This window comes from Gordonia sp. 11cp, assembly GCF_057767225.1.
In genome coordinates, this window is sequence record NZ_CM173437.1 from 39,593 (window position 1) to 62,088 (window position 22,496).

The 22,496-nt window shown below is 68.8% G+C and carries 25 protein-coding genes; 10 read left to right on the forward strand and 15 right to left on the reverse strand.

The window, feature by feature from the left end:
- Positions 1-22: 22 nt before the first annotated feature.
- Positions 23-721 carry an HTH-type transcriptional activator FasR gene (gene fasR, locus AC3B6C_RS00150; protein WP_010843931.1) on the forward strand — a complete coding sequence of 233 codons (699 nt, stop codon included), beginning with the start codon at positions 23-25 and terminating at the stop codon, positions 719-721.
- A 79-nt stretch (positions 722-800) separates the two neighbouring features.
- On the opposite strand, the gene AC3B6C_RS00155 is transcribed toward fasR, so the two are convergent.
- Positions 801-1,031 carry a DUF3107 domain-containing protein gene (locus AC3B6C_RS00155; RefSeq protein ID WP_004023442.1) on the reverse strand — a complete coding sequence of 77 codons (231 nt, stop codon included), beginning with the start codon at positions 1,029-1,031 and terminating at the stop codon, positions 801-803.
- 140 nt (positions 1,032-1,171) lie between these two features.
- Entirely contained in the window at positions 1,172-1,885 is a 714-nt protein-coding gene (locus AC3B6C_RS00160; protein ID WP_488374493.1) for a ferritin-like fold-containing protein, read from the reverse strand.
- Between the two features lie 302 nt (positions 1,886-2,187).
- On the opposite strand from AC3B6C_RS00160, the gene AC3B6C_RS00165 reads away from it, so the two are divergent.
- Together AC3B6C_RS00165 and AC3B6C_RS00170 are read left to right on the forward strand one after the other, a co-directional pair.
- Positions 2,188-3,771, forward strand: coding sequence for a DEAD/DEAH box helicase (locus AC3B6C_RS00165; RefSeq protein ID WP_488374494.1), 1,584 nt, complete (start codon positions 2,188-2,190; stop codon positions 3,769-3,771).
- 16 nt (positions 3,772-3,787) lie between these two features.
- Complete coding sequence (locus tag AC3B6C_RS00170; RefSeq protein WP_488374495.1) at positions 3,788-5,062, forward strand: Rv3212 family protein; 1,275 nt, start codon at positions 3,788-3,790, stop codon at positions 5,060-5,062.
- A 9-nt stretch (positions 5,063-5,071) separates the two neighbouring features.
- Here AC3B6C_RS00170 and AC3B6C_RS00175 read toward each other — a convergent pair whose 3' ends face one another.
- Positions 5,072-5,860, reverse strand: a complete 789-nt coding sequence (locus AC3B6C_RS00175; protein ID WP_010843927.1) for a ParA family protein — start codon at positions 5,858-5,860, stop codon at positions 5,072-5,074.
- Positions 5,861-5,991: 131 nt separating this feature from the next.
- A complete protein-coding gene (locus AC3B6C_RS00180) occupies positions 5,992-6,423 on the reverse strand; it encodes a hypothetical protein (protein WP_488374496.1) in 432 nt (143 codons plus the stop codon).
- Between the two features lie 128 nt (positions 6,424-6,551).
- On the opposite strand from AC3B6C_RS00180, the gene AC3B6C_RS00185 reads away from it, so the two are divergent.
- The gene (locus tag AC3B6C_RS00185) at positions 6,552-7,502 is read left to right on the forward strand and encodes a diacylglycerol/lipid kinase family protein (protein ID WP_488376195.1); all 951 of its coding nucleotides are present in this window, start codon (positions 6,552-6,554) and stop codon (positions 7,500-7,502) included.
- On the opposite strand, the gene AC3B6C_RS00190 is transcribed toward AC3B6C_RS00185, so the two are convergent.
- Positions 7,439-8,677 (reverse strand): MFS transporter, encoded by a 1,239-nt coding sequence (locus tag AC3B6C_RS00190; RefSeq protein WP_488374497.1) that lies wholly within the window; start codon positions 8,675-8,677, stop codon positions 7,439-7,441. The two genes, AC3B6C_RS00185 and AC3B6C_RS00190, sit on opposite strands and share 64 nt — an antisense overlap.
- Positions 8,678-8,715: 38 nt before the next feature.
- On the opposite strand from AC3B6C_RS00190, the gene AC3B6C_RS00195 reads away from it, so the two are divergent.
- Both AC3B6C_RS00195 and AC3B6C_RS00200 read left to right on the forward strand, forming a co-directional pair.
- A complete protein-coding gene (locus AC3B6C_RS00195; RefSeq protein ID WP_488374498.1) occupies positions 8,716-9,021 on the forward strand; it encodes a hypothetical protein in 306 nt (101 codons plus the stop codon).
- A 71-nt stretch (positions 9,022-9,092) separates the two neighbouring features.
- Positions 9,093-9,347: a WhiB family transcriptional regulator gene (locus AC3B6C_RS00200; RefSeq protein ID WP_004023450.1), complete on the forward strand. Its 255-nt coding sequence runs from the start codon at positions 9,093-9,095 to the stop codon at positions 9,345-9,347.
- Positions 9,348-9,469: 122 nt separating this feature from the next.
- On the opposite strand, the gene AC3B6C_RS00205 is transcribed toward AC3B6C_RS00200, so the two are convergent.
- Together AC3B6C_RS00205 and AC3B6C_RS00210 are read right to left on the reverse strand one after the other, a co-directional pair.
- Positions 9,470-10,975: a sensor histidine kinase gene (locus AC3B6C_RS00205; RefSeq protein ID WP_010843923.1), complete on the reverse strand. Its 1,506-nt coding sequence runs from the start codon at positions 10,973-10,975 to the stop codon at positions 9,470-9,472.
- A 45-nt stretch (positions 10,976-11,020) separates the two neighbouring features.
- On the reverse strand, positions 11,021-11,236 hold the full coding sequence (locus AC3B6C_RS00210) for a biotin/lipoyl-binding carrier protein (protein WP_010843922.1): 216 nt from the start codon (positions 11,234-11,236) through the stop codon (positions 11,021-11,023).
- A 247-nt stretch (positions 11,237-11,483) separates the two neighbouring features.
- On the opposite strand from AC3B6C_RS00210, the gene AC3B6C_RS00215 reads away from it, so the two are divergent.
- Positions 11,484-11,558: a 50S ribosomal protein bL37 gene (locus tag AC3B6C_RS00215; RefSeq protein WP_109239415.1), complete on the forward strand. Its 75-nt coding sequence runs from the start codon at positions 11,484-11,486 to the stop codon at positions 11,556-11,558.
- A gap of 107 nt (positions 11,559-11,665) precedes the next feature.
- Here the strand turns inward: AC3B6C_RS00215 and rsrA are convergent, their stop codons facing one another.
- Both rsrA and AC3B6C_RS00225 read right to left on the reverse strand, forming a co-directional pair.
- Positions 11,666-11,953 (reverse strand): mycothiol system anti-sigma-R factor, encoded by a 288-nt coding sequence (gene rsrA / locus AC3B6C_RS00220; RefSeq protein ID WP_010843921.1) that lies wholly within the window; start codon positions 11,951-11,953, stop codon positions 11,666-11,668.
- Positions 11,950-12,786 carry a sigma-70 family RNA polymerase sigma factor gene (locus tag AC3B6C_RS00225; RefSeq protein ID WP_014927734.1) on the reverse strand — a complete coding sequence of 279 codons (837 nt, stop codon included), beginning with the start codon at positions 12,784-12,786 and terminating at the stop codon, positions 11,950-11,952. The genes rsrA and AC3B6C_RS00225 overlap by 4 nt, the downstream gene beginning before the upstream one ends.
- 175 nt (positions 12,787-12,961) lie before the next feature.
- Between AC3B6C_RS00225 and ybaK the strand changes: the two genes are divergently transcribed.
- Together ybaK and AC3B6C_RS00235 are read left to right on the forward strand one after the other, a co-directional pair.
- Positions 12,962-13,459, forward strand: a complete 498-nt coding sequence (gene ybaK / locus AC3B6C_RS00230; RefSeq protein WP_010843918.1) for a Cys-tRNA(Pro) deacylase — start codon at positions 12,962-12,964, stop codon at positions 13,457-13,459.
- Positions 13,460-13,487: 28 nt separating this feature from the next.
- Positions 13,488-14,261: an SOS response-associated peptidase gene (locus tag AC3B6C_RS00235; protein WP_055475610.1), complete on the forward strand. Its 774-nt coding sequence runs from the start codon at positions 13,488-13,490 to the stop codon at positions 14,259-14,261.
- A 68-nt stretch (positions 14,262-14,329) separates the two neighbouring features.
- Here the strand turns inward: AC3B6C_RS00235 and AC3B6C_RS00240 are convergent, their stop codons facing one another.
- Positions 14,330-15,811 carry a flavin-containing monooxygenase gene (locus AC3B6C_RS00240; protein WP_010843916.1) on the reverse strand — a complete coding sequence of 494 codons (1,482 nt, stop codon included), beginning with the start codon at positions 15,809-15,811 and terminating at the stop codon, positions 14,330-14,332.
- A 107-nt stretch (positions 15,812-15,918) separates the two neighbouring features.
- Here AC3B6C_RS00240 and AC3B6C_RS00245 point away from each other — a divergent pair, with 107 nt between their 5' ends.
- Positions 15,919-17,139, forward strand: a complete 1,221-nt coding sequence (locus AC3B6C_RS00245; protein ID WP_488374499.1) for an MFS transporter — start codon at positions 15,919-15,921, stop codon at positions 17,137-17,139.
- On the opposite strand, the gene malQ is transcribed toward AC3B6C_RS00245, so the two are convergent.
- From malQ to AC3B6C_RS00270, 5 genes are all read right to left on the reverse strand, one after another.
- Positions 17,111-19,243, reverse strand: a complete 2,133-nt coding sequence (gene malQ, locus AC3B6C_RS00250) for a 4-alpha-glucanotransferase (RefSeq protein ID WP_488376196.1) — start codon at positions 19,241-19,243, stop codon at positions 17,111-17,113. The two genes, AC3B6C_RS00245 and malQ, sit on opposite strands and share 29 nt — an antisense overlap.
- 79 nt (positions 19,244-19,322) lie before the next feature.
- Positions 19,323-20,765 carry an FAD-binding oxidoreductase gene (locus AC3B6C_RS00255; protein WP_488374500.1) on the reverse strand — a complete coding sequence of 481 codons (1,443 nt, stop codon included), beginning with the start codon at positions 20,763-20,765 and terminating at the stop codon, positions 19,323-19,325.
- The gene (locus AC3B6C_RS00260; protein ID WP_014927741.1) at positions 20,746-21,399 is read right to left on the reverse strand and encodes an SDR family oxidoreductase; all 654 of its coding nucleotides are present in this window, start codon (positions 21,397-21,399) and stop codon (positions 20,746-20,748) included. The genes AC3B6C_RS00255 and AC3B6C_RS00260 overlap by 20 nt, the downstream gene beginning before the upstream one ends.
- Before the next feature lie 161 nt (positions 21,400-21,560).
- Complete coding sequence (locus AC3B6C_RS00265; protein WP_010843911.1) at positions 21,561-21,839, reverse strand: GlsB/YeaQ/YmgE family stress response membrane protein; 279 nt, start codon at positions 21,837-21,839, stop codon at positions 21,561-21,563.
- A 180-nt stretch (positions 21,840-22,019) separates the two neighbouring features.
- Positions 22,020-22,472: a lipoprotein LpqH gene (locus tag AC3B6C_RS00270; RefSeq protein WP_010843910.1), complete on the reverse strand. Its 453-nt coding sequence runs from the start codon at positions 22,470-22,472 to the stop codon at positions 22,020-22,022.
- Positions 22,473-22,496 lie beyond the last annotated feature (24 nt).

Consider the following 22,496-nt stretch of genomic DNA (forward strand, 5'->3'; position numbering starts at 1 on the left):
TCCCCCGAGTACTCTCTTGGGCATGTCGACCGCAACCAACGCATCCGCCGTGCCGGGACGCAGCACCCGCCTGCCGCGCAGCGCACGACGTATGCAGTTGCTCGACGCGGCCAGTGAGATCTTCGTCGAACGCGGTTACCACGCCGCGGGCATGGATGAGATCGCCGTGCACGCGGGAGTGAGCAAACCCGTTCTGTACCAACACTTTCCATCCAAGCTCGACCTGTACATCGCGGTCGTCGATTCGCATGCCGAGAAGCTGGTCAGCGACGTCAACACCGCCCTGCGGACGACGACGGACAACCGCCGCCGCGTCCGCGCAGCGGTCCAGGCATTCTTCGATTTCATCGACCAGGACAACTCGGGCTACCGGCTGATCTTCTCCTCCGACGCCTCCGACCCCGCCGTCATCCGCCGGGTGGAGGGCGCGACCGAGGCCTGTGTCGACGCGGTGTACGGGCTGGTCATGCACGACTCCGGACTCGACCCCTATCGTTCGCGCATGCTCGCGTCGGGGCTCGTCGGCGCCAGCCAGGTCAACGCCCGCTACTGGCTGGAGGCCAAGCGCCCGGTCGACAAGCAGACCGCGGTCGACACGACGGTCGCCCTGCTGTGGGGCGGGTTGTCGCATTTCCCGCGCCAGACCGCCGCTGCCGACGCGGAGCCCACCGATCCCGAGGCGGGCGGCGCCGGGAGCGGGCCTGACTCGAACGGCGCCTGACGCCGGCCGACGACACGAGAAAGGGGCCTGTACGCCATCGGCGTACAGGCCCCTTTCTCGTCGAGCTATTGCCGGCCGGTCAGGAACCGAACCCGACGCGCCGGTTCTCCGATGCGCCCACCTCGACATAGGCGATCTTGGTGACCGGGATGAGGTAGCGGGCGCCCTTGTCGTCCACGAGGGACAGCAGTTGCTGCTTGCCACCCAGTGCCGCCTCGACCTCCGCAAAGGCCTTGTCGCTGGTCAGGGTCGACGCGATGGTCAGCTCCCGCGGGCTGTCGGTGATGCCGATCTTCACTTCCACGGCCATGTGCCGCCCTCCTCGGTGTGTCATCAACGCTGGTCTAACAACGCTTGCCGCACAAGGCTAGTGCAGCCGGGCCACGGCCGGACAGGCACTCCGCTGAGAGCGAAACGCCACCGGCCGGAACCACGGAGGTCAGGTGCGGCTCAATCGAGTCCGAGATCGGCCATCCGGTCGGCGTGTTTGCTCGCGACGACGTCGAAGAATCCCGCGACGCCGGTCAGCGAGCTGGCGCCGGCGAAGAGCAGATCGGTGACCTCTTCCTCGGCGGCGAGGACCCATTGCGCGTGCGTGATCGCCTCGCCGAGCAGCCGACGGCCCCACAGGACGAGCGCCGACTTGATCGACGGGTCGGCCTCGACCGCCGCACGGACCTGCTCCCGAGCGAACTGCGAATTGACGGTCTCCGACATCACCTCGGCCATCACGGCCTGCGAGTCCGGCGGCAGCATGTCGGCGAGTTCGGCGTAGAAATCGGCGGCCAGTCCGTCGCCGACATAGGCCTTGACCAGCGCCTCGTACCAGGTCTTCGGCGTGGTCGCGCGGTGGTACTGGTCGAACACCGAGCGATAGCGCTCGACGGCCTCCGCGGCGCCGAGCCCGGTCATCGCCTCCACCCGCTCGGCGAGCCGGTCGAAGTGTCCGACCTCCGACGCCGCCATCCGGGCGATCGCGATCCGGCTGGGCACATCCGGCGCCATCGCCGACTCCTCGATGAGCCGGTGGAACGCGGCGAACTCGCCGGCGAGCAGCACGGCGAACAGCTTCCCGATCGCCGAATCCCGCATCTCGACCGACGCCACCGAGGTGGACGTCGCAGGTGACGGGATCGACTCGGAAGGGTCGGATGCAGGCGCCATGAGGTGATGGTAGCGGGCCACGGGCGGGCACCAAGTACACTCGACGGCGGTGCACTCCGACGGGACCCCCCGTCGCTTGCCCGCTGAGCTGCGCGAGAGCGCGTGCTCGCCGGAGCGAGCGTGTGGATGTGGCGACGGCGTTGCTCGCGAGTCGACTCGCGGGACGTGCGAGTTCCCTCTCGCGATACCCGGTCACATCCCCGGTGCCACTACGACATATGCGCGTGCACTTTCGAGCCCTCTCCGTGCGCGCACCGAAACACATCGCGCGCAGACCGGCCCAGAAAGGCACACAACCGCACATGAGCGATTCCGCCGTGCAGACGACCATCGTCGACGACACCCATACCGCACCCACCTTCGCCGAACTCGGCGTCGACGAGCGCATCGTCTCCGCCCTCGCCGCAGACGGCAAGACCCACTCCTTCGCGATCCAGGAACTCACCCTGCCGCTCGCCCTCGAGGGACACGACCTGATCGGTCAGGCCCGCACGGGCATGGGCAAGACGTTCGGCTTCGGCATCCCGCTGGTGCACCGCCTCGCCCACGCCGCCACTTCGGGCGTGCGGCCCCTGGACAACACCCCGCGTGCGCTGATCATCGTGCCGACGCGTGAGCTGTGCGTCCAGGTGACCGGCGATCTCCAGGTCATCGCACCCGCTCTCGACGTCACGCTGGCCGACGGCACCACCCGCCCGCTGAAGATCACCTCGATCTACGGCGGACGTCCCTACGAGGCCCAGATCGCCGAACTGCAGTCGGGCGTCGACGTCGTCGTCGGCACGCCCGGCCGCCTCCTCGACCTCGCCCAGCAGGGTCACCTCGTCCTCGGCAAGGTGTCGATCCTGGTGCTCGACGAGGCCGACGAGATGCTCGACCTCGGCTTCCTGCCCGACATCGAGCGCATCATGTCCGCACTGCCGACACCTCGGCAGACCATGCTGTTCTCGGCGACCATGCCCGGCCCCATCGTCACCCTGGCCCGCACCTTCCTGAACCGGCCGACCCACATCCGGGCCGAGAACGCCAACGACTCCGCGGTCCACGACCGCACCAAGCAGTACGCCTACCGGGCACACGCCCTGGACAAGGCCGAACTCGTCGCCCGCATCCTGCAGGCCGACGGCCGCGGCGCGACGATGGTCTTCACCCGAACCAAGCGCACCGCGCAGAAGGTCGCCGACGATCTCGCCGAGCGCGGCTTCAAGGTCGGCGCCGTCCACGGCGACCTCGGTCAGGTCGCTCGCGAGAAGGCGCTCAACCGCTTCCGCGACGGCACCATCGACGTGCTGGTCGCCACCGATGTGGCCGCCCGCGGCATCGACATCGACGACGTCACCCATGTCATCAACTACCAGTGCCCCGAAGACGACAAGACCTACGTGCACCGCATCGGCCGTACCGGTCGCGCGGGCCGCACGGGTATCGCGGTGACCCTCGTCGACTGGGACGAACTGCACCGCTGGGAGCTCATCGACAAGGCCTTGAACCTCGGTATCCCGGACCCGCCGGAGACCTACTCGACGTCGGAACACCTCCGTGCGGATCTGTCGATCCCCGAGTCGAAGACCGGCCGCATCGCCGCACCCAAGCCACCGCGTGACCCCGACGAGACCAGGGAGACCCGCGAGGACCGGGAGCCCCGCAAGCGCTCGAACCGCACCCGGCGACGCACCCGTGCCGGGAAGCCGGGTGGCGACACGACGACCGCGGAGTCGGGTGCCGAGTCCACCTCGACCGAGTCCGCCGCCTCCACCGACGCGACGCCCGCCGACGACGCCGCGCCGGCCGCTGACGGCACCACGAAACCGCGTCGGCGTCGCCGCCGTCGCGGGGGTGCCAATCGTCCCGGCGGGTCCGAGTCCACCGCAGCGGTCGCCGACTGACCACCGGCTGACCCGCGTGGCACGAGTCAGGCCCGAGCGGCGCCGACCGATCGATCTCGCGGTCACCGCGGCCATCGTGGTCGTCGTCGCCGCCCTGTGCGTCACCGCCTGGGCCCTCAGTCCGGTCCGCCACACGACGAGCGTGCAGGCCGAGGACGAGCCCGCCGCGGTCGCGCAGGCGGATACCGTGCCGGAGCGCTTCGTCGCCCGGTGGCGGGCCGACTCCGACGCCACCAGCGCCCCGGCCATCGGCACCTCGGCCGTGGTCACCGGCAACGGCGGTCGGGTGGTCGGGCACGACCCGGCCACCGGCCGTGAACTCTGGTCGTACAGCCGCGATCTCGATCTGTGTACCGTCGGCACCGCCTGGACGGCGAGTTCGGACCTGGCGCTGGCCGTGTACCGCAACAGCCGGGGATGCTCGGAGGTGACCGCACTCGACGCGGGCACCGGGAGCCGGGAGGGCGCACGCACCAGCGACGCCGACCCGGACATCCGGCTCGCGACCGACTCGGGGTACGTCGTCGCGCAGGGGTCCCGGCGGATGGAGACCTGGGGTTCCAACCTCGTCCGCGGTATCGAGTACGGGCGGGTCGAGGCACCTGTACGTCCGGAGGACGCGCCCGACCGCGAAGACTGCGAGTTGTTCTCCTCGGCGGTGTCCGGAGATCGCGTCGCCGTCATCGAACGCTGCGCCGACGACCCCGGGTACCGGCTGACGGTCCTCGGCGCGGTGCTCGGGAGCGATGAGAACGTCGAGCAGTACGGGTCGACCCTGATCACCGGGGACGTGAGCGGACCGCCGCCGGTACTGATCGCGATGTCGTCGTCGGGTATCGCCGTCTACGACGGCGGGGCCACGCCGGCCGAACCACCGACGATCGGCGCCGAGAGCGGACCGGCGATCCGGCGTTTCGACACCGACGGCAACGCGGCCGGGACCAACACCGTCGCGGGCGACGCGACGCCGCCGGCCGGGAGTGTCCCGATCTCCTCCGACGGGATCGTCACCTACTGGACCGGCAAGGCGACGGTCGTCCTCAACGCCCAGACGCTCAACCCGATCTATCAGGTCCCCGGCACTCTGGGGCCCGGCCAGGTGATGGCCGGGCAACTCCTGCTGCCGAGCGCGACGGGGATCAGCGTCCGGGACGTGGCGACCGGCCGTGAGATACGGTCCATCCCGCTGGCACGAAGCGAACCGGCGGCGCCGGTGGTGAGTCTTCGTGTTCTCGGCGACTCCGTGATCGAACAGCACGGACCGCGCATCGAGGCCTTCGGTCCGGGCTGATCGGCGACCTCAGACCTCGAAGGTACCGACCTTCTCGCCGGCCTCCCAGTGCTTCCACAGATTCTCGGCGAGCGCGCGATATGCCGTGGCGCCCTTGTTCTTTCGGCCCCGCATGACCGATGTCCCGGAAGCCGAGGACTCCGCGAAACGCACGGTGCGCGGGATCGGCGGGTCGAGCACCGGCAGGTCATAGCGGTCCGACACGTCCGCGAGGACGTCACGACTGTGCGTGGTCCGGGCGTCGAACAGGGTGGCCACCGCGCCCAGCATCGTGAGGTTCGGGTTGGTGATCTGCTGAACCTCCCGGACGGTCCGCAACAGCTGACCGACACCACGATGGGCGAGGGTCTCGCACTGCAGCGGCACGATCACCTCGTCGGCCGCGGTGAGACCGTTCAGGGTCAGCACACCGAGCGACGGCGGGCAGTCGACGATGACGACGTCGAAATCCTCGCTCACCTCCGCGAGCGCCCGCTTGAGCGCGTACTCCCGCCCCGGACGCATCAGCAGCAGCGCCTCGGCTCCGGCGAGATCGATGGTCGCCGGCAGCAGGGTGACCTTGTCCTCGGTGTCGAGGAGGACGTCGGCGATCTCCTCGTCGCCGAGCAGCACGTCGTGAACCGAGGAGGTGAGCTGGTCGGGCTCGTGCCCGAGCGAGAAGGTGAGACAGCCTTGCGGGTCGAGGTCGACGACGAGCACCGAGACGTCGAGGTCGGCGAGGGCGGCGCCGAGGGACTCCACCGTGGTGGTCTTGGCGACCCCACCCTTTTGGTTGGCAATCGCGAGGATGCGCGTCATGCGCCCTACTGTACGACCGCCCGGGCCGGGATCGTCGGATGAGAGTCCGGGCCGATTGCGCGGCGGCTTCGCCACGGCTCCCCGGTCTGTGGGGCCGCCCTCGTGGACGACGTCAGGTAGGGAGCGGTCCGTCAGCGGTCGGGTTCGAGGTCGTCGGCGAGCCAGCGGATGGACGCCGGGCTGAACAGCATCACCAGGACGGCCAGCGCCGCGAGCGCCAGCGGCACCCCGAACACCGGCCACCCGCTCGTGAACAGGTAATACGCGACCGGCAGCAACAAGATCTGGGCCACCATCGCGATCGAGCGTCCCCAGCGCCGCCCGGCGAGCAGTGCGAGCCCGCCCACGAGCACTCCACCGCCGATGATGCCGAACCAGGCCGCGGTGCCATAGCCACTGATCGTGGCCTCCTCGTGCCCGGCCAGACCGCGCACCACCAGGATCACCGCGACCACAATTCCGACCAGACCCTGGACCGTGGTCACCGCACCCGCGATCTTGATCTGGCGCGGGGTCACCGATGGATCGGTGTCGGACTCCGGACGGCCGTTCTCGGTGCTCACCGCCCCAGGATATTTGGTGCGCTCGCACGCCCCGCCCCGGGTGTGCACACCGGTCCGATCACGCTGCGACACCGCCGCGATTACGCGCAGGCGGGGCCGACCCCATATCCTCGGGTGTCGTGCGCGTCATGCTCATCGTCAATCCGTTCGCCACCGCGACCAGTCCCGCGGGCCGCGACGCGCTCGCGCACACCCTGAGCGCGCACTTCCACCTCGACGTCGAACTCACCACCCACCGCGGGCACGCCTTCGAACTCGCCGCGCGCGCCGTCGCCGAGGACTTCGACACCGTCATCGTGCACGGCGGCGACGGATCGGTGAACGAGGCCGCCAACGGACTCCTCGACCCGCCGTCGACGAGCGACCCCGACGGTCGACGCCCGTCGCTGGCCGTGATCCCCGGCGGCAGCGCCAACGTCTTCGCCCGGACGTTGGGGATCGACCCCGATCCACTTCTCGCGACGCAGCAGATCATCTCGCTGCTCGACGCCGGACAGAGCCGCCGCATCGGTCTCGGGCACACCGACGACCGGTGGTTCCTGTTCAACACGGGCATGGGCATGGATGCGGTCGTCATCCACGCGATGGAGGACAAACGCCACGCGGGCAAGACCGCGACACCGGCCCGATACCTGTGGACCACGATCAGCAGCTTCCTGAAACAGTCCGGGTCGTCGGCCACGTTCGACGTCGAGATCCCCGGGCGCGACCGGATCACCGGCGCCCGTTTCGGTTTCGTGTCGAACACCAGCCCCTGGACCTACCTCGGACCGCGCGAGATCCGCACCAATCCCGACACCGGTTTCCACACCGGACTCGGCGTGTTCGTGGCGACCTCCACCGGCGTGCTCCGCAATCTCCCGCTGGCAACCCGACTCCTGTCCCAGGCAGATCCCAAGGCGCGCCACCTCTTTCGGGACGACGATGTCGACGAGGTGTGCTTCCGCGCCGAGGCGCCGATCGATGTGCAGATGGACGGCGACTACATCGGGGCGTTCCGCGACTTGCGGTTTCGTCATCGCCGCGAGGCCCTCACGGTCATCGCACCGCCGATCAGCAGCGCCGACACCACGACGTAGGGCAGCGCGGCGACGGCGAACAGTCCGGCCGGCCCGAGCCACACCGACCCCAGCGCCCAGCCGGCATAGGCCAGGATCGCGACGACTTCCTCGCCCATCCCCGCCAGCGAGGTGACGGTGGCCCGCGACGTCGAACTCAGTCGGTCCTGCAGCGCGGCGTCGGCGACGACCCGCGCCCAGCCCAGGATCCCGAACGCGACGGCGATACCCAGCGCACCCACCGGATGCCCCCACAGCGACGCCCCGATCAGCATGATCGCGCCCAGACCCACGGCGGGCCCGATCGCCGCGACCGACCGGAACCGTCCCGCGGCGAGCGCTCCCCCGATGTCGCCGATCGAGACCACGATCATCAGCAGCGCGATCGCGCCCGGATCGATCCCCGGGGCGCCGACCGCGTCGGCGTTCTCCGCCTCGCCCACGAACGCCCCGATCAGCAACGGCAGGTACTCGTCCAGCGCAGCGACCCAGGTCAGGGCCACACCCAGCAGCAACATCCGCCGCGCCACGGGTTGTGTCCGCAGCGAACGCCTGCCACTGCGCACGATCGCGAGCCAGCCCGCTCCCGGGTCCGCATCGCCGGGGTCGGGTCCATCGGAGTCCGACGTGTCCGCCGGGGTACCGCCCCGGCCGGTGCGCGTCTCGGGCAGCATCGCCGACATCAGCGAGCACAGCAGGCAGGAGACGACACTGGCGATGCCCACCGCCTCGTAGCCGCCCCAGGAGAACAACGGCGCGGCCAGGGCGGTGCCGCCGATCACCCCGAGGGCCGCGGCGGCCCGCATGAGTCCGGACAGACGCGCGTAGTCACGCGCGCGCCCGAGACCGGCGAGCTCGTCGTAGACCAGGGCCTGGGTCGTGCCGGAGCGCAGCGAACCGCCGAGGGCCCACAGGACGAATCCGGCGGCGAAGGCGAGAAACGACGGCGCCGCCGTCCACAGCGCGAAGCCGGAAGCTGTGATCAGCGGACCGGCGATCAGCAGCTTCCGTCGGGACATCCGGTCGGCCAGCACACCGGTGGGGACCTCGACGATCACCGACGAGACCGACCAGACGACGAACAGTGCCGAGATCTCGGCGGACCCGAGGCCGGCACCCGGGACGCCGGGGTCGGCGAAGAGGACGGCATAGAGCGGGTAGAACGGGATGAGGTCTTCGAGGAGGGCGGCACCCACCGCCGCGGCTGTCAGCCTGCGGCGGGTCCGTTCATGCGGTGTGGATCAACATCGTCGGCGCATGTGGTGAAGAATACCCCGGAGCGTCCGACCACGTCACGGGCAATTTTCGCCGGCGACAGGGGCGCGACCAGCAGAAAGTCATCGACAGCACCGGCGCGAGACGAGTAGGCTACTACAAGGCCGTGAGACAGACAGCCTGGACCCCCCTCCGGGAGTCCGAGACCGAAGTGCTAGGCGAGCGACGTGATGTTGCCCACGTGTTAAGCAAACCCATTGACTTCGGCTCGATTCGTGAAAGTATTCACAAGCAACAACGCGGAAACATTTGGTGCGCCGCGTGAACTGAGAGTTACAGCCAACAATCACCAGTTAGACGATCGAGTGGTGCAAACGCGCCCGAAGGAGTAGTGGAATGGACTGGCGTCACAAGGCCATCTGTCGCGACGAGGATCCGGAACTGTTCTTCCCCGTGGGGACCAGCGGCCCGGCCATCGCGCAGGTCGCCGACGCGAAGCTCGTCTGCGCACGGTGCCCCGTCACCGCCGACTGCCTGTCGTGGGCTCTCGAGTCCGGTCAGGATGCCGGGGTCTGGGGCGGCATGAGCGAGGACGAGCGACGCGCACTCAAGCGCCGTACCGCACGTACGCGTACCCGGAGCAGCGTCTAGGCCCTCGCGGCCGGCCCTGTTCCGGATTCGAAAAAACCCGGCCACGGCCGGGTTTTTTCGTGTTCGCGCCTCGCTGCGTCCGGCGAAGCCGGTGCCGCCCAACCGCTTCGCGATTTCCGCGCTCAGGAGCGCAGCGGAATGTACACACCCACTTCGGTTCCCGCCCCGCCAGGATTGGCGCGGATGTCCAGTTCGCCTCCGAGTTCGATCGACACCAGGGTCTTCACGATCTGCAGGCCGAGATGATCCGAGGTGGCCAGGTCGAAGTGCTCGGGTAGCCCGGAACCGTTGTCGCGGACGGCTATTCGCAGACCACGTACATCCCGTTCGGCGACGACCGAGATCTCGGCGTCGTCGGGCGGCGCCCCGTCGAAGCCGTGTTCGATCGCATTCTGGATGAGTTCGGTGAGGACCATCACCAGTGGCATCGCGAGTTCGGCGGTCAGCACGCCGAGCCGATCACGATGGCGCACAGCCACCCTCGCCTCCCCCGACGCGACATCGATCAGGATCGGGACGAGCCGGTCGACGACCTCGTCGAGGTCGACCTCCTCGTCGACACTGCCCGACAGCAGCTCGTGGACGAGTGCGATGGACGCCACTCGCCGGACCGCCTCGTTGAGGGCCTCGCGTGCGTCGGAGTTGGATGTGCGCCGCGCCTGTAGTCGCAGCAGTGCCGACACCGACTGCAGATTGTTCTTCACCCGGTGGTGGATCTCGCGGATGGTCGCGTCCTTGCTGATCAGTGCGCGATCGCGCCTCTTGACCTCGGTGACGTCCCGGATCAGGACCACGGTTCCGGTGACGTCCCCCCGTGGACGGAGCGGTACAGCGCGTATCAGGGCCGTCGCGCGTCGCGCATCGGCCTCCACCCGCATCCCGATGTCGCGGTAGGGACCGGTCGGGACCTCGGTCACCCCGGCCGCGATGTCGAGCATCAGGGCGACGTCGTCGGCTTCGAACGGCTCGGTGATGAGCTGTTTGACGACGTCGGACAGGTGCGTGTGGTTGAGTTCGGCGGTCCACCCCATCCGGTGGAATGCCGACAGCGCGTTCGGGCTGGTGTAGGTGACCATGCCCTGGCCGTCGAGCCGCACGAATCCGTCACCGGCCCGCGGAGTCGACAATCCGCGCGGGTTGCCCTCCTCGTGCGGGAACGTGCCGTCGGCCACCATCTGGCACAGGTCGTCGGCGGAGTCCTGGTATGCGAGTTCGAGCGGCGACGGCAGGCGTGGGTGCGTGAGATCCACCGCCCGGGTCGCCACGGCGATCACCTCGCCGTCGTAACCGACCGGGACGGCTTCCTGACGCATGGCCGTCGCACCGGACCAGGTCGGGTCCTCGTCGCGCAGGATGCGGGAGGAGGTGAAAGCGCGCAGGACCTGCGGGTGCGCCTCGGTGTCGATGACGCGGCCGACCTCATCGGTCGGGAAGACCGTCGAGGCCGTGTTGGGACGGCACTGCGCGACGGTGACCACCGCCCCGGCCTCCGTGCGCACCGACAGCAGGAAGTCCGCGAAGGACAGATCGGCGAGGAGTTGCCATTCGGCGACGAGTCGCTGCAGGTGCGCGGCGGCCGAGTCGGACAGCGTGGTGTGCTCGGCGAGGAGGTCGGAGAGGGTCGACATCTCAGGAGACGGCGACGTCGACCGGCCGGCGGGGGCGCGACACGGTCACTCGAAGACGGCGATCACGTCGCCGGCCTGGATGACATCGCCGACCTCGACCTTGACCTCGGCGATCGTGCCCGGCTCCTCGGCCAGCACGGGGATCTCCATCTTCATCGACTCGAGCAGGACGAGCGTGTCGCCGACCTCGATCTGCTCGCCCGCAGCGACGCGCACCTCGAGGACACTCGCGACGATCTCTGCCACCACGTCTTCTGCCATGCACCTAAATTAGCCCACGGCGTCGTACCCGGACGGTCCGGTGCCGGGGGCGTGCGCGGAGGTGTTTTTGGCGCATGGGAGAATCCCTGAGACACTGTGATGTCCCGATCACCAGGGATGTCTTCCCCGGATGACACCAGGGATGTCCTCCCCGGCCGATGCCAGGGTTGTCTCAGCACACGGCTGAAACCCGTACACGGCGGACCCGCCCCAGGCGGCACCCGCCCCGCAACGAAGGAGATGCGTCATGGGAAAGCGTGGACGCAAGAAGCGCGCTCGTAAGAAGAGCGCTGCCAACCACGGCAAGCGCCCCAACGCCTGATCACCGCTCACCGCGGTCTCGGCGATCGAGCAGAAAAAAGCCCGGGAACGGCCATCAGGCCGCCCGGGCTTTTTCCTGTGTTCTGCGTTGTCCGGTGTTCGTCGGGGTCAGCGCTCGGATTCCGAGACCTCGTGCACGATGACGGTCTTGCGGATCTCGATGCGCAAACGGTCGCGCAGACCCTGCGGGGCCTGATCGCCGCCGCACTTGCGATTGACGAGCGCCTTGAGCTGCTGCTCGATGCCGTAATGCGCCAGGCAGGACGGGCAGGAGTCGAGGTGGCCCTGGAGTCGTTCGCGGGCGTTCTGGTCGCACTCGTTGTCCAGCAGGAGCCAGACGTCGGCGATGACGGCGGAGCAGTCGAGCTGGGTCAGCTCCGGATCGACGTCGCTCATCGGGCCACCTCCGCATCCGTCGCACGTGCGGAACGGTTGAACCCGCGCTCGCGCGCCACGTCGGCCAGCAGCTCACGCAGCTGTCGGCGTCCGCGATGCAGTCGGGACATGACGGTACCGATCGGGGTGTCCATGATCTCGGCGATCTCCTTGTACGGCAGGCCTTCCACATCGGCGTAGTACACGGCCATCCGGAAGTCTTCCGGCAGTTCTTGCAGCGCGGCCTTGATCTCGTCGTCGGGAAGGGCGTCGAGCGCCTCGATCTCCGCCGACCGCAACCCCTGTGAGGTGTGTTCGGCGGTCGCGGCGATCTGCCAGTCGGTGATCTCGTCGGTCGGGTACTGCGCGGGCTGACGCTGCTTCTTGCGGTAGCCGTTGATGTAGGTGTTGGTGAGAATCCGGTAGAGCCAGGCCTTGAGGTTGGTGCCCTCCCGGAACGAGGCGAACGCGGTGAACGCCTTGATGTAGGTCTCCTGGACCAGATCCTCGGCGTCGGCGGGATTGCGGGTCATCCGCAGCGCGGCACCGTACATCTGGTCGAGCAGCGGCAGCGCGTCGCGCTCGAACCGCTCGGTCAGCTGCTCCGGCGATTCGCTCGGATCGGCCCGGCGGGGTGCCTTGGCGGTACCGGACCGGCCGGTCGCCGACTGCGCCGGGCCGGACGACCCCGGGCCGGACGACTCTGTGTCGGATGCTTCTGTGTCGGACACTACGATCCCTTCGATGGGAGGCATCACGGAGATGTTGTCGATCAAGCTTACCGACCCGTCCCCCACCGAGAGTGACCTCGGCTCGGTGCGCTGCGGGAGCTCCATCACGGCCGCTGTGCTCATATGCCTCCCGACCTCCTTCGTGTCCGTTTCCCTACGTCCGCTGTCCGAACAGTCCCAACAGAGCGCGACGGGCGGTTTGTTCCCGGGTCGCCGTTGCGATCGCGGCGGGCCGATCCCGGCGGAGGCCTCTCGCGCCACCCCCGCGCCCCCGCTCACCACCAGGAGGTAACCGACGATGGCATCCACCCCGGCGATCGCCGCACTCGAACGTGCTCGGATCGCCCACTCCGTACACCGGTACGCGCACGACCCGCGTTCGGAGGCCTACGGCGCGGAGGCCGTCGCCGCACTCGCCGACACCCTCGGCGTGCGGCCCGAGCAGATCTTCAAGACCTTGGTCATCGAACTCTCCGGCGGCGGGCGATCCGGTCTGGCCGTCGCGGTGGTCCCGGTGCCCGGCAAGCTGTCACTCAAGTCGGCGGCGGCCGCGCTCGGTGCGTCGAAGGCGACGATGGCCGAGGCCAAGGCGGTCACCCGGACCACCGGTTATGTCCTCGGCGGTGTCTCGCCCGTCGGTCAGCGCACCCTGCTGCCCACGGTGATCGACTCCTCGGCCACGGGGTTCGACCGCGTGCTGTGCAGCGCAGGCAAGCGCGGGCTCGAGATCGAACTGGCCCCGGCGGATCTGGTGTCGGTCACCGAGGCCGTGGTCGCCGACATCGCCGCCGCCTAGTCGCCCCCACTAGGGCAGCATGGACACCATGTGCGGACGCTATGCGGTGACCACCGACCCGGCGAAGCTCGCGGCGGAGATCGAGGCCGTCAACGAGGTACCCGAACCGGCGGGTGAGGACTCCACCGATCTCGATGCCACTCCCCGCCCGCCCGGCGTGAACTACAACGTGGCACCGACGACGACGGTGATGACCGTCGTCAAGCGCCACTCGCCCGACGATCCCGACGACGATCCGTTGTTGCGGGTGCGGGCGATGCGCTGGGGACTGGTGCCGCCGTGGGCCAAAGAGGTCGGCAAGGGGCCGCTGCTGTTCAACGCCCGCGCCGAGAGTGCGGCGGAGAAGAGTTCGTTCCGTTCGTCGGTCAAGTCGCGGCGCTGCCTCGTACCGATGGACGGGTGGTACGAGTGGAAGAAGGGTCCGGTCGACAGCAAGGGCAAACCCACCAAGATCCCGTTCTTCATGTCCCCGCAGGACGGGACCCGGCTCTTCATGGCGGGCCTGTGGTCGGTCTGGCATCCCAAGACCGACGCCGACACGGCCGAACCGGCCCCGCCGCTGCTCAGCTGCTCCATCCTCACCACCGATGCGGTCGGCGAGCTGCGCGACGTCCACGACCGGATGCCGCTGATCATGCCGTACGACAGCTGGGATGCCTGGCTCGATCCGGATGGCCGGGCGCCCGACGAACTGTTCGCCCCACCCGCCCGGTCATTGGTCGACGCCATCGCGATCCGCGAGGTCGCCCCGCTGGTCAACCGGGTCGCGAACAACGGACCGGAGTTGCTCAACCCTTCGTGACGCTCGCAAGCTCGCTCCTCAGGGAGCTGTTGTGAGACAAGCCCTCCCGCCGGCGCGCCCCGGTTCGCTCAGCTGAACTCGTAGTCGCGCAACGGGAACGAGTTCATCTCGCGCAGGGTCCGCAACGTCGATGCCGGCCGCAGGAGCGTCGCCTCGCCGTGCTGGTTGAAGTAGTAACTGCGCGAGGTCGCGCAGTCCCCGTTGTAGAACACCGACGACTGCAGGCGGTCGGTCACCTCGTCGAGGAAGGCATCGTTGGCCGCCTCGGTGACCTCGAAGGTGCGTTGCCCGCGGCGACGGAGCTCACCGAACAGTCGCGCGATGTGCTTCATCTGTCCCTCGATGGTCGTGAAGTACGACAACCCGCTGTAGGAGTACGGGCTGTTGAGGGACAGCAGGTTCGGGAACTTGGGGACAGTCACGCCCTCGTAGGCCTGGAAACGGTTCTCGCGCCAAAACTTCCCGAGGTTGCGCCCGTCCCGGCCGATGATGTCGAATGCCGGGAAGTTGACGTCCCAGAGGTTGAACCCGGTGGCGAGGACGAGGGTGTCGATCTCGGTGCGCGTGCCGTCGGCGGCCAGGATGGCATCGGCTTCGAGACCGGCGATGCCGCTGGTCTCCAGCGTCACGTTCGGCTTGGCGAAGCTGGCGAAGTAGGTGTTGGAGAAGGTCGGGCGTTTGCATCCGAAGTCGTAGTCCGGAGTGAGCTTCCGCCGCAGCTCCGGGTCGTCGATCTGCGCGCGCAGGTGGGCCTTGGCCAGTCGGGCGGCCAGCTTGTTGCCCGGCTTGACCTGCTTGTAGTGCAGGACGCCGAACACCATCAACAGTTCCAGCAGCGACGAATTGACCAGTCGCGCAGCGCGTTGGGTGAGCGGGATCCGGCGGAACAGCCGCTGCACGACCGCGGGGATCGCGAAGTCTATCTTGGGGACCACCCAGATGGCGGTGCGCTGGAAGACGGTCAGGGTGTCGGCACGGGCGGCGATCTCCGGGATGAGCTGGACGGCGGTGGCGCCGGTGCCGATCACGGCGACCTTCTTGCCCGCGAAGTCGAATCCGTCGTCCCAGGCGGCGGTGTGCAGGATGGTGCCCGCGAAGTTCTCGATCCCGGGGAAGTCGGGGACGTGCGGCTGTGACAGGAATCCCGTCGCGGTCACCAGGTAGCGGGCGGTCCGCTCACCGCCGTCACCTGTCCGGACTCGCCACAGCTGATCCTCGGGGTCCCATGACGCGGACTCGACGAGGGTGCCGAACTCCATGTGCCGCTTGAGATCGTATTTGTCCGCGACGTGGTGGGCGTAGCGCTTGAGCTCGGCGCCCGGCGCGAACAGTCGGGACCAGTACGGATTGGGTTCGAACGAATAGGAGTAGGTGACCGAGGCGATGTCGACGGCCAGTCCGGGGTAGTGGTTCACGTGCCACGTGCCGCCCAGATCGTCTTCGCGCTCGAGGATCGCGATGTTGTCCAAGCCCTGACGCTTGAGTTCGATCGCGGCGCCCATCCCGCCGAAGCCGGCACCGACGATCACGACGTCGAGTTCTGGTTGCATCCGACACCCCCAACTTGCTGCACTGCGGAAGTTAACTGTTACCACCAGTAACTGTAACTCAGCACACAGCGCTGGACCAGGGCCGCGGCGGTAGCGTGTCGGCTGCCATGTCTGACCGTTCGAGTGTCCCCGCCTCTTCCTCCGCCCCTTCCGGTGCATCGTTCGCCGCGGCCGTCTACGCCTTCACGGTGATCATGCTGGGCACCACGCTCCCCACGCCGCTCTACGCGATCTACGGCGAGGAACTCGGCTTCGGCGTCACCACCACGACCGTGATCTTCGCCGTGTACGCGGCCGGGGTCATCGCCGCGCTGATCGGTTTCGGACGCTGGTCCGACGTCATCGGTCGCCGCAAGATGCTCATCGCCGGTGCGATCCTGTCGGCGGTCAGCGCCGTGGTGTTCCTGACCGCGGGCCCCGTCTGGCAGTTGCTGCTGGGCCGCGTGCTGTCCGGGTTGTCCGCCGGCATCTATGCCGGCGCCGCCACCACCGCGGTCATCGAACTCGCCCCGGCGTCCTGGCGGGGACGCGCGCCGGCGGTGGCGACCGCCGCCAACATCGGCGGCCTGGGCCTGGGTCCGCTGATCGCCGGCCTCCTCGCCGAGTACGCACCGTCCCCGCTGCACACCCCGTTCGTGCTCGATCTCGCCTTGCTGGTCCTCGTCTTCGTCGGCATCTGGCGACTCCCCGAGACCGTCGACGTCGTGCCGGGCGCCCGGCTGAGCGTGCAGAGACTGTCGGTGCCCGCCGACATCCGCGGCGTGTTCGTCCGGGCGTCGATCGCGGCCTTCGCCGGGTTCGCGGTGATGGGCACCTTCACCGGCGTGATGCCCTCCTTCGTCACGAACATCCTCGGCATCGACGACCACGCGTTCACCGGATTCCTCGTGTTCGTGCTGTTCGCGTCCTCGGCGCTCACCCAGATCGTCATACGTCGGATGCCCACCGAGCCGGCGCTGATCGCCGGCTGCGCCCTCCTCATCCTCGGAACGGGCCTGTCGATCCTGGGGCTGGTCGCCGCGTCGACCCCGGCGCTGCTCGGCGGCGCGGTGATCTGCGGTGTGGGGCAGGGCATGTCGTTCAGCAAGGGCCTGGCGTCGGTGGTCGCCGCGACACCGGCCGGACGCAAGGCCGAGGTCACCTCGACCTACTTCGTCGTCGCCTACGTGGCGATCTCCATACCGATCGTCGGCCAGGGGATCACCGCGCAGTACTGGGGTCTCCGGCCCGCCGGGATCGCCTTCAACATCGGTGTCGCCGTGCTGGCCCTCGTCGCGCTCGTGCTGACCATCGTGTCCGTCAGGAACCTGGCACGCCCGACTCGTTGAGCACCGACACCAGCCTGCGGAACCGCACGCTGCTGACGAGATCCTCGACGAGGACGACGTCGCCCTCGGTATTGGCCAGCGGGACACACCAGTTCGGATACTGGCTGCTGTCGGTGCCCGGCTGGTTCTGAATCCGCCGCTCCCCCACCGCGTCCACCAGAGCGACGCTCAGCAGCACCGACGGGGTCCGTGCGATCACCGCGTACAGGGCGTCGACGACCTTGGGATCTGTCAGCGGGGCGTCCCGGGAGAGCAGTCCGCGCTCGTAGGCCAGTTCGAGTACCGCGTCGCGTTCGCGCGCGTCCCGGGCCCGCTCGGCGTCCTCGCCGGAGGCGAGCAGGCCCAGCCGCGATCGCAGCGTGATGTGGTCGCCCGCCAGATATCCCACGGTCGGCGGCAGGTCGTGCGTCGTCACCGAGGTCAGGCACAGCTCGCGGTAGTCCTCGGGCGGGATCGCCGCGTCGGGTCCCTGTTCGAACCAGAGGATCGAGGTGCCGAGGATTCCGCGCTCGCGGAGCGAGTCCTGCACCGACGGCTCGAAGACCCCGAGATCCTCGCCGACGACGACCGCGTCGGCGCGTTGCGCCTCGAGCGCCAGGATGCCGATCAGTGCTTCGCTGTCGTAGTGCACGTAGGTCCCGTGAGCCGGACTGCTCCCGTCGGGAATCCACCAGAGCCGGAACAGTCCGAGGATGTGGTCGACGCGCACACCTCCCGCATGTCGCAGGACGGTGCGGATCATGTCGCGGTACGGCTCGTACTCGGCCTCGGCGAGGCGCCGGGGATGCCACGGCGGCTGGTCCCAGTCCTGTCCCTGCTGGTTGAAGCCGTCGGGCGGCGCTCCCACGGTCGCCCCGGAGGCGAGCACGTCGCCCAGCGCCCACGCGTCGGCGCTGTGCCGTGCGACACCCACCGCGAGATCGGCCATCACGCCGATCCCCATGCCCGCGGAGCGCGCCGCATGCGCGGCGGTGGCGAGCTGTTCGTCGCAGATCCACTGCAGCCACATGTAGAAGTCGATGCGCCGGGCCAGCTTTCGGCGCTTCTTCTTCACGTACGCGCGGTCGAGGAACTTTCCGTGCCAGCGCGGGTCGTCGGCGTCGTAGCGTTCGGCGAGTGCGCACCACGTCGCGAAACGCTTGAGGCCCTTGCCCTCCCGACGCCGAAAGTCGCGGTAGGCGCTTGCACGCGCGGGTGCGAGCGGGACGCCGTAGATCAGTTCGAGCGCCTCCATCTTGGCGCGGAAGGACTTGTTGCGCCGGATCTTGTCGGTCGCGGTGTTCTCGGTGAGGAAACTGCGACCCAGTGCCTTGACCCACTTGCGCTGCGACTTCGACAGCCCGTCCAGTTCGGGGATGTCGGTGATCCGGATGTAGAGCGGATTGACGAAGCGCCTCGTCACCGGCAGATACGGGGACGCCTCGATCGGCGCCTGCGGCTGGGCCGCATGCAGCGGATTGACCTGGACGAAGTCGGCGCCGTACGCGCTCGCGGCCACCTCGCAGATGCCGGCGAGATCCGCGAAGTCGCCCACGCCCCACGAATCCGCCGATCGGATCGAGTACAGCTGCGCGGCGAGTCCCCACCGTTTGCGGCCGATCAACCGGTCCGCGGTGTGCAGGCGACGCGGCGTGACGATCAGCGGCGCACTCGACGCCGACGAGTCGTCGAGGTCGAGTGCCTTGATCTGGTGATACCCGGGCGGCAGGTCATCGGGCACGGCGAACGTCGCGCGGCCGACGAGGGCGTCGTCGACCTCGCGCGGTTCGACCCAGACGTCGAGCTGTGGAGCCGCGACGTCCTCGCCGGTCTCGCTGACGATCCACACCTTCACCAGATGACCGTGCGGGACGTGGACGGCGAACGTGGCGCCCGAGCCCTCGGTCACGACCGTCACCGCCGGGACGAACTCGCGCCACGGCTGTTCGTCGATCTCGCGGATCGACTCCTCGATCTCCTCGGGCGACCCTGCGGGCACCTCGAGCGCCCGCAGGACCGCGACCAGTGTCTCGGGGTCCACGTCGTGATGCTTCTCGCCCCAGCCGACGTAGCTGGTGGCGACGCCGTAGCGGTGAGCGAGTGCGGTCAACCGATCGAGGTTCACATCAGCCACCCGTGCATGATCGCAGCATTTCCACGCGCTCGCCGTGCGCGCCGCGCGGTTCCCGCCCGAGGCACGGCGCTCACCCGAACAGCACCCCGGGATTCAGCAGACCCCGCGGGTCGAGCGCCGCCTTGATCGCCCGCATGGTCGCGAGGTCGGTGGCGTCGCGGCCGAGGTGCGTCCAGGCCACTTTCGCGCGCCCGATTCCGTGCTCGGCACTGATGCTGCCCCCGTTGGCGGCCACGATCCCGAACACGGAGTCGGTCACCGCGGTCGCGTGCTCGGGCGGAACGTCGAGCAGGTTGACGTGGATGTTGCCGTCCCCGACGTGCCCGAAGAGGATTGGCCGGCAAGGGAACGCGCCGTCCGTACCGACTCGGGACAGTTCCGCGAACGCCTCGGGCAGTGCTCTGATGGGCACCGAGATGTCGAGCTTGACGACCGGCGTCGAACTCGACCGGGCGATGGCCTCGGTGTGGCCTTCGCGGGCCGCCCAGAGCGCGCGGGCCGGCGCCGGTTCCAGGACGGCGTCGATGATCCCGGGGGCGGCGGCGAGGAGTTCGGCTGCCGCCGACTCGATGTCACCGGTCCCCGACAGCTCCACGAGCATGTAGTAGGGGCCCGGCGTGGCGGTCGGCCGCCGGTGCCCGTGGTCGGAGACGAGTGCGACACCCGCTTCGGTCATCAGTTCGGCGGCTTCGACGGTCAGCCCCGCCGATGACGCGGCGCCGATCAGGTCGATGGCGTTCTCGACCCGCTCGACCGACGCGACCGCGACCGTGGCGGCCGTCGGCGGCGTGACGAGCCTGAACAGGACGCGGGTGATCACCGCCAGGGTTCCTTCGCTGCCGGCGAGCAGGGACGGCAGGTCGTATCCCACGTTGTCCTTGACCAGCGAGGTCCACCGGCGGAGAACACTGCCGTCGGCGAGGACCGCCTCGATCCCGAGGATCTGCGACCTCGCGTTGCCCCGGCGGATCATCCGTGTCCCACCGGCATTGGTCGCCACGACCCCGCCCGCGGTCGCGCTCTGGCGCGAGGCGAGATCGATGCCGAAGGAGAGACCGGACTCCCCCGCACGCCGGTCGATGGACTCGACGGTCGCGCCCGCCTGGACGCCGACGCACCGGCCCACGGTGTCCACTTCGTCGATGTCGGTCATCCGCACCGTCGACAGCACGATCCGCGGATCGGTCGTCCCGTCACCGGGCGGCGGGACGGAACCGCCGACGAGCCCGGTGTTACCGCCCTGCACGCAGATCCGGATGCCCGAGCGGTCGCATTCGGCGATCACGCGCGAGACCTCGCCGGTGGTGCGGGGCCGGACGACCGCGTCGGCCTCACCGCGGTACCGGCCGGTCCAGTCGGTCAGGAAACCCGCCGTCGCGTCGGCGTCGGTCAGGACATTCGCATCGCCGACGATCTCGCGAAGGGAGGTCAGGACGCCGGAGATGTCCGCCGGATGTCGCGGGCCGGAACCGATCCCAGGAGGACCGAGGTCCTCACGATCGCGGGAAGGCATCGAGGATCGGGGTGTCGCCGTCGTTGAACTCGATCACCTCGTGCACGGCGGCGGGATGGTCGAGGACGGCCGCCGCCACCTGGGCGACGTTGTCACGGCTCACCTCGTCCCCCTCGACCCGATCGCCACCCAGAGTGATACTGCCGGTCCCGGTTTCGTCGGTCAGCCGGCTGGGTCCGAGGATCGTCCACCGGAGCTCGGTGGACTTCAGATACGTGTCCGCGGCCGCCTTCGCCTCCGCATAGGCGTGGAACGAATTGTCTTCGGGCACGCCGTGGTCGGGGCCCGCGCCGAAGTAGGACACCATCACGTAGCGGTGCACCCCCGCGCGGACGGCGGCGTCCATGGACCGGATCGCGGCATCACGATCGACGGAGTACGTCCGTGCCGGATCCCCGCCGCCGGCGCCCGCGGTCCACACCACCGCGTCGTGGCCGGAGATCGCGGTGGCGATCCCGGTGGTGTCGAGCGTCTCGACGTCGGCGACCACGGGCACGGCGCCGGTGTCCGCGACGTCCTCGGCGTGTTCGGGGTTCCTGATGATCGAGGTCACCTCGTCACCGCGGGCGGTCAGTATCCGGGCCAGCCGCAGTGCGATCTTGCCGTGTCCGCCGATGATCGCCACTCGAGTCACTGGATGCTCACTTTCGGTTGCTCACTTGTGCGGTCGCCATGTCCTCGTACCCAATCCAACGTACGCACATGCACCGGGCACCGACACGACTCCGCCCCGGCGCCGGCGTTCCGAGGGAACGCGGGCCGGGGCGGAGTCGAGCGGTGTGGGTCCGGGTGACCTCAGACGCGGGTGTGTCCGCGCCGCCCGGTCACCAACTTGACGAGGAACAGCAGGATGCACGCACCCGCCAGACAGGTGATGAAGCTGAAGATCCAACCGGCACCTTCCACGTCGACCCCGAACAGGGTCAGCAGCCAGCCGCCGAGGAGCCCGCCGATGACACCGACCACGATGTTGAGGATGATCCCCTGCTGTGCATCGGTCTTCATGATCTTGCTGGCGATCCAGCCGGCCAATCCGCCGATGATGATCCACGCGATGATGCCAATTCCCAGCATTACTGCCTCCTGAGGTCGTCGTTGATCCGATGAGCGAATCATCCGATCGCAAGATCGTTCGATCTGCTACATCCGTCAACGTACCCAGAACGGCGACGCTCAAACCGGCACCGAGAGAAACGTGTACACATCGAGACCGGTCCTGTCACCGGATCGAGACCCGGCACCGGGGAATCCTTCTCAGGGGCAGGTCACCTTGATCTCGTACGACTTCGTGACCGGTTCGGTCGGGTTGGCGAGATCGACACCGGATGCCTCGCCGGTCACCGTGTAGGTGTCGCCGTCCTTGGTGACGTCTGCACTGCCGCCGCCTGCGCCTTTCTGGTAGCCCAGGGTGACTCCGTCGAGTGAGCCGAGACCCACGGACTCCACCTCGGGGGAATCGCCCGACGTCAGCACGACCCCGATACCCGAGGCCCCCGAGCCCGCACCGATCCCGATCGTCACCTTGCCGGCGGCGTCCGTGCACCCGACCGTCTTGTCCGCCAGTTCCAGTTCCTGACCGTCGACGGTCACCGTCGCCTCCGCGTCGGTGCCTGCCGATGCCGAGTCCGAGTCGTCGGAACCGCACGCGGTGAGGGCGACGGCCAGTGCCGCGGCGCCGAGAACCGAAGTGATGTGGACTTTACGCATGGTGGGAACCCCTTGAGGAGGAAT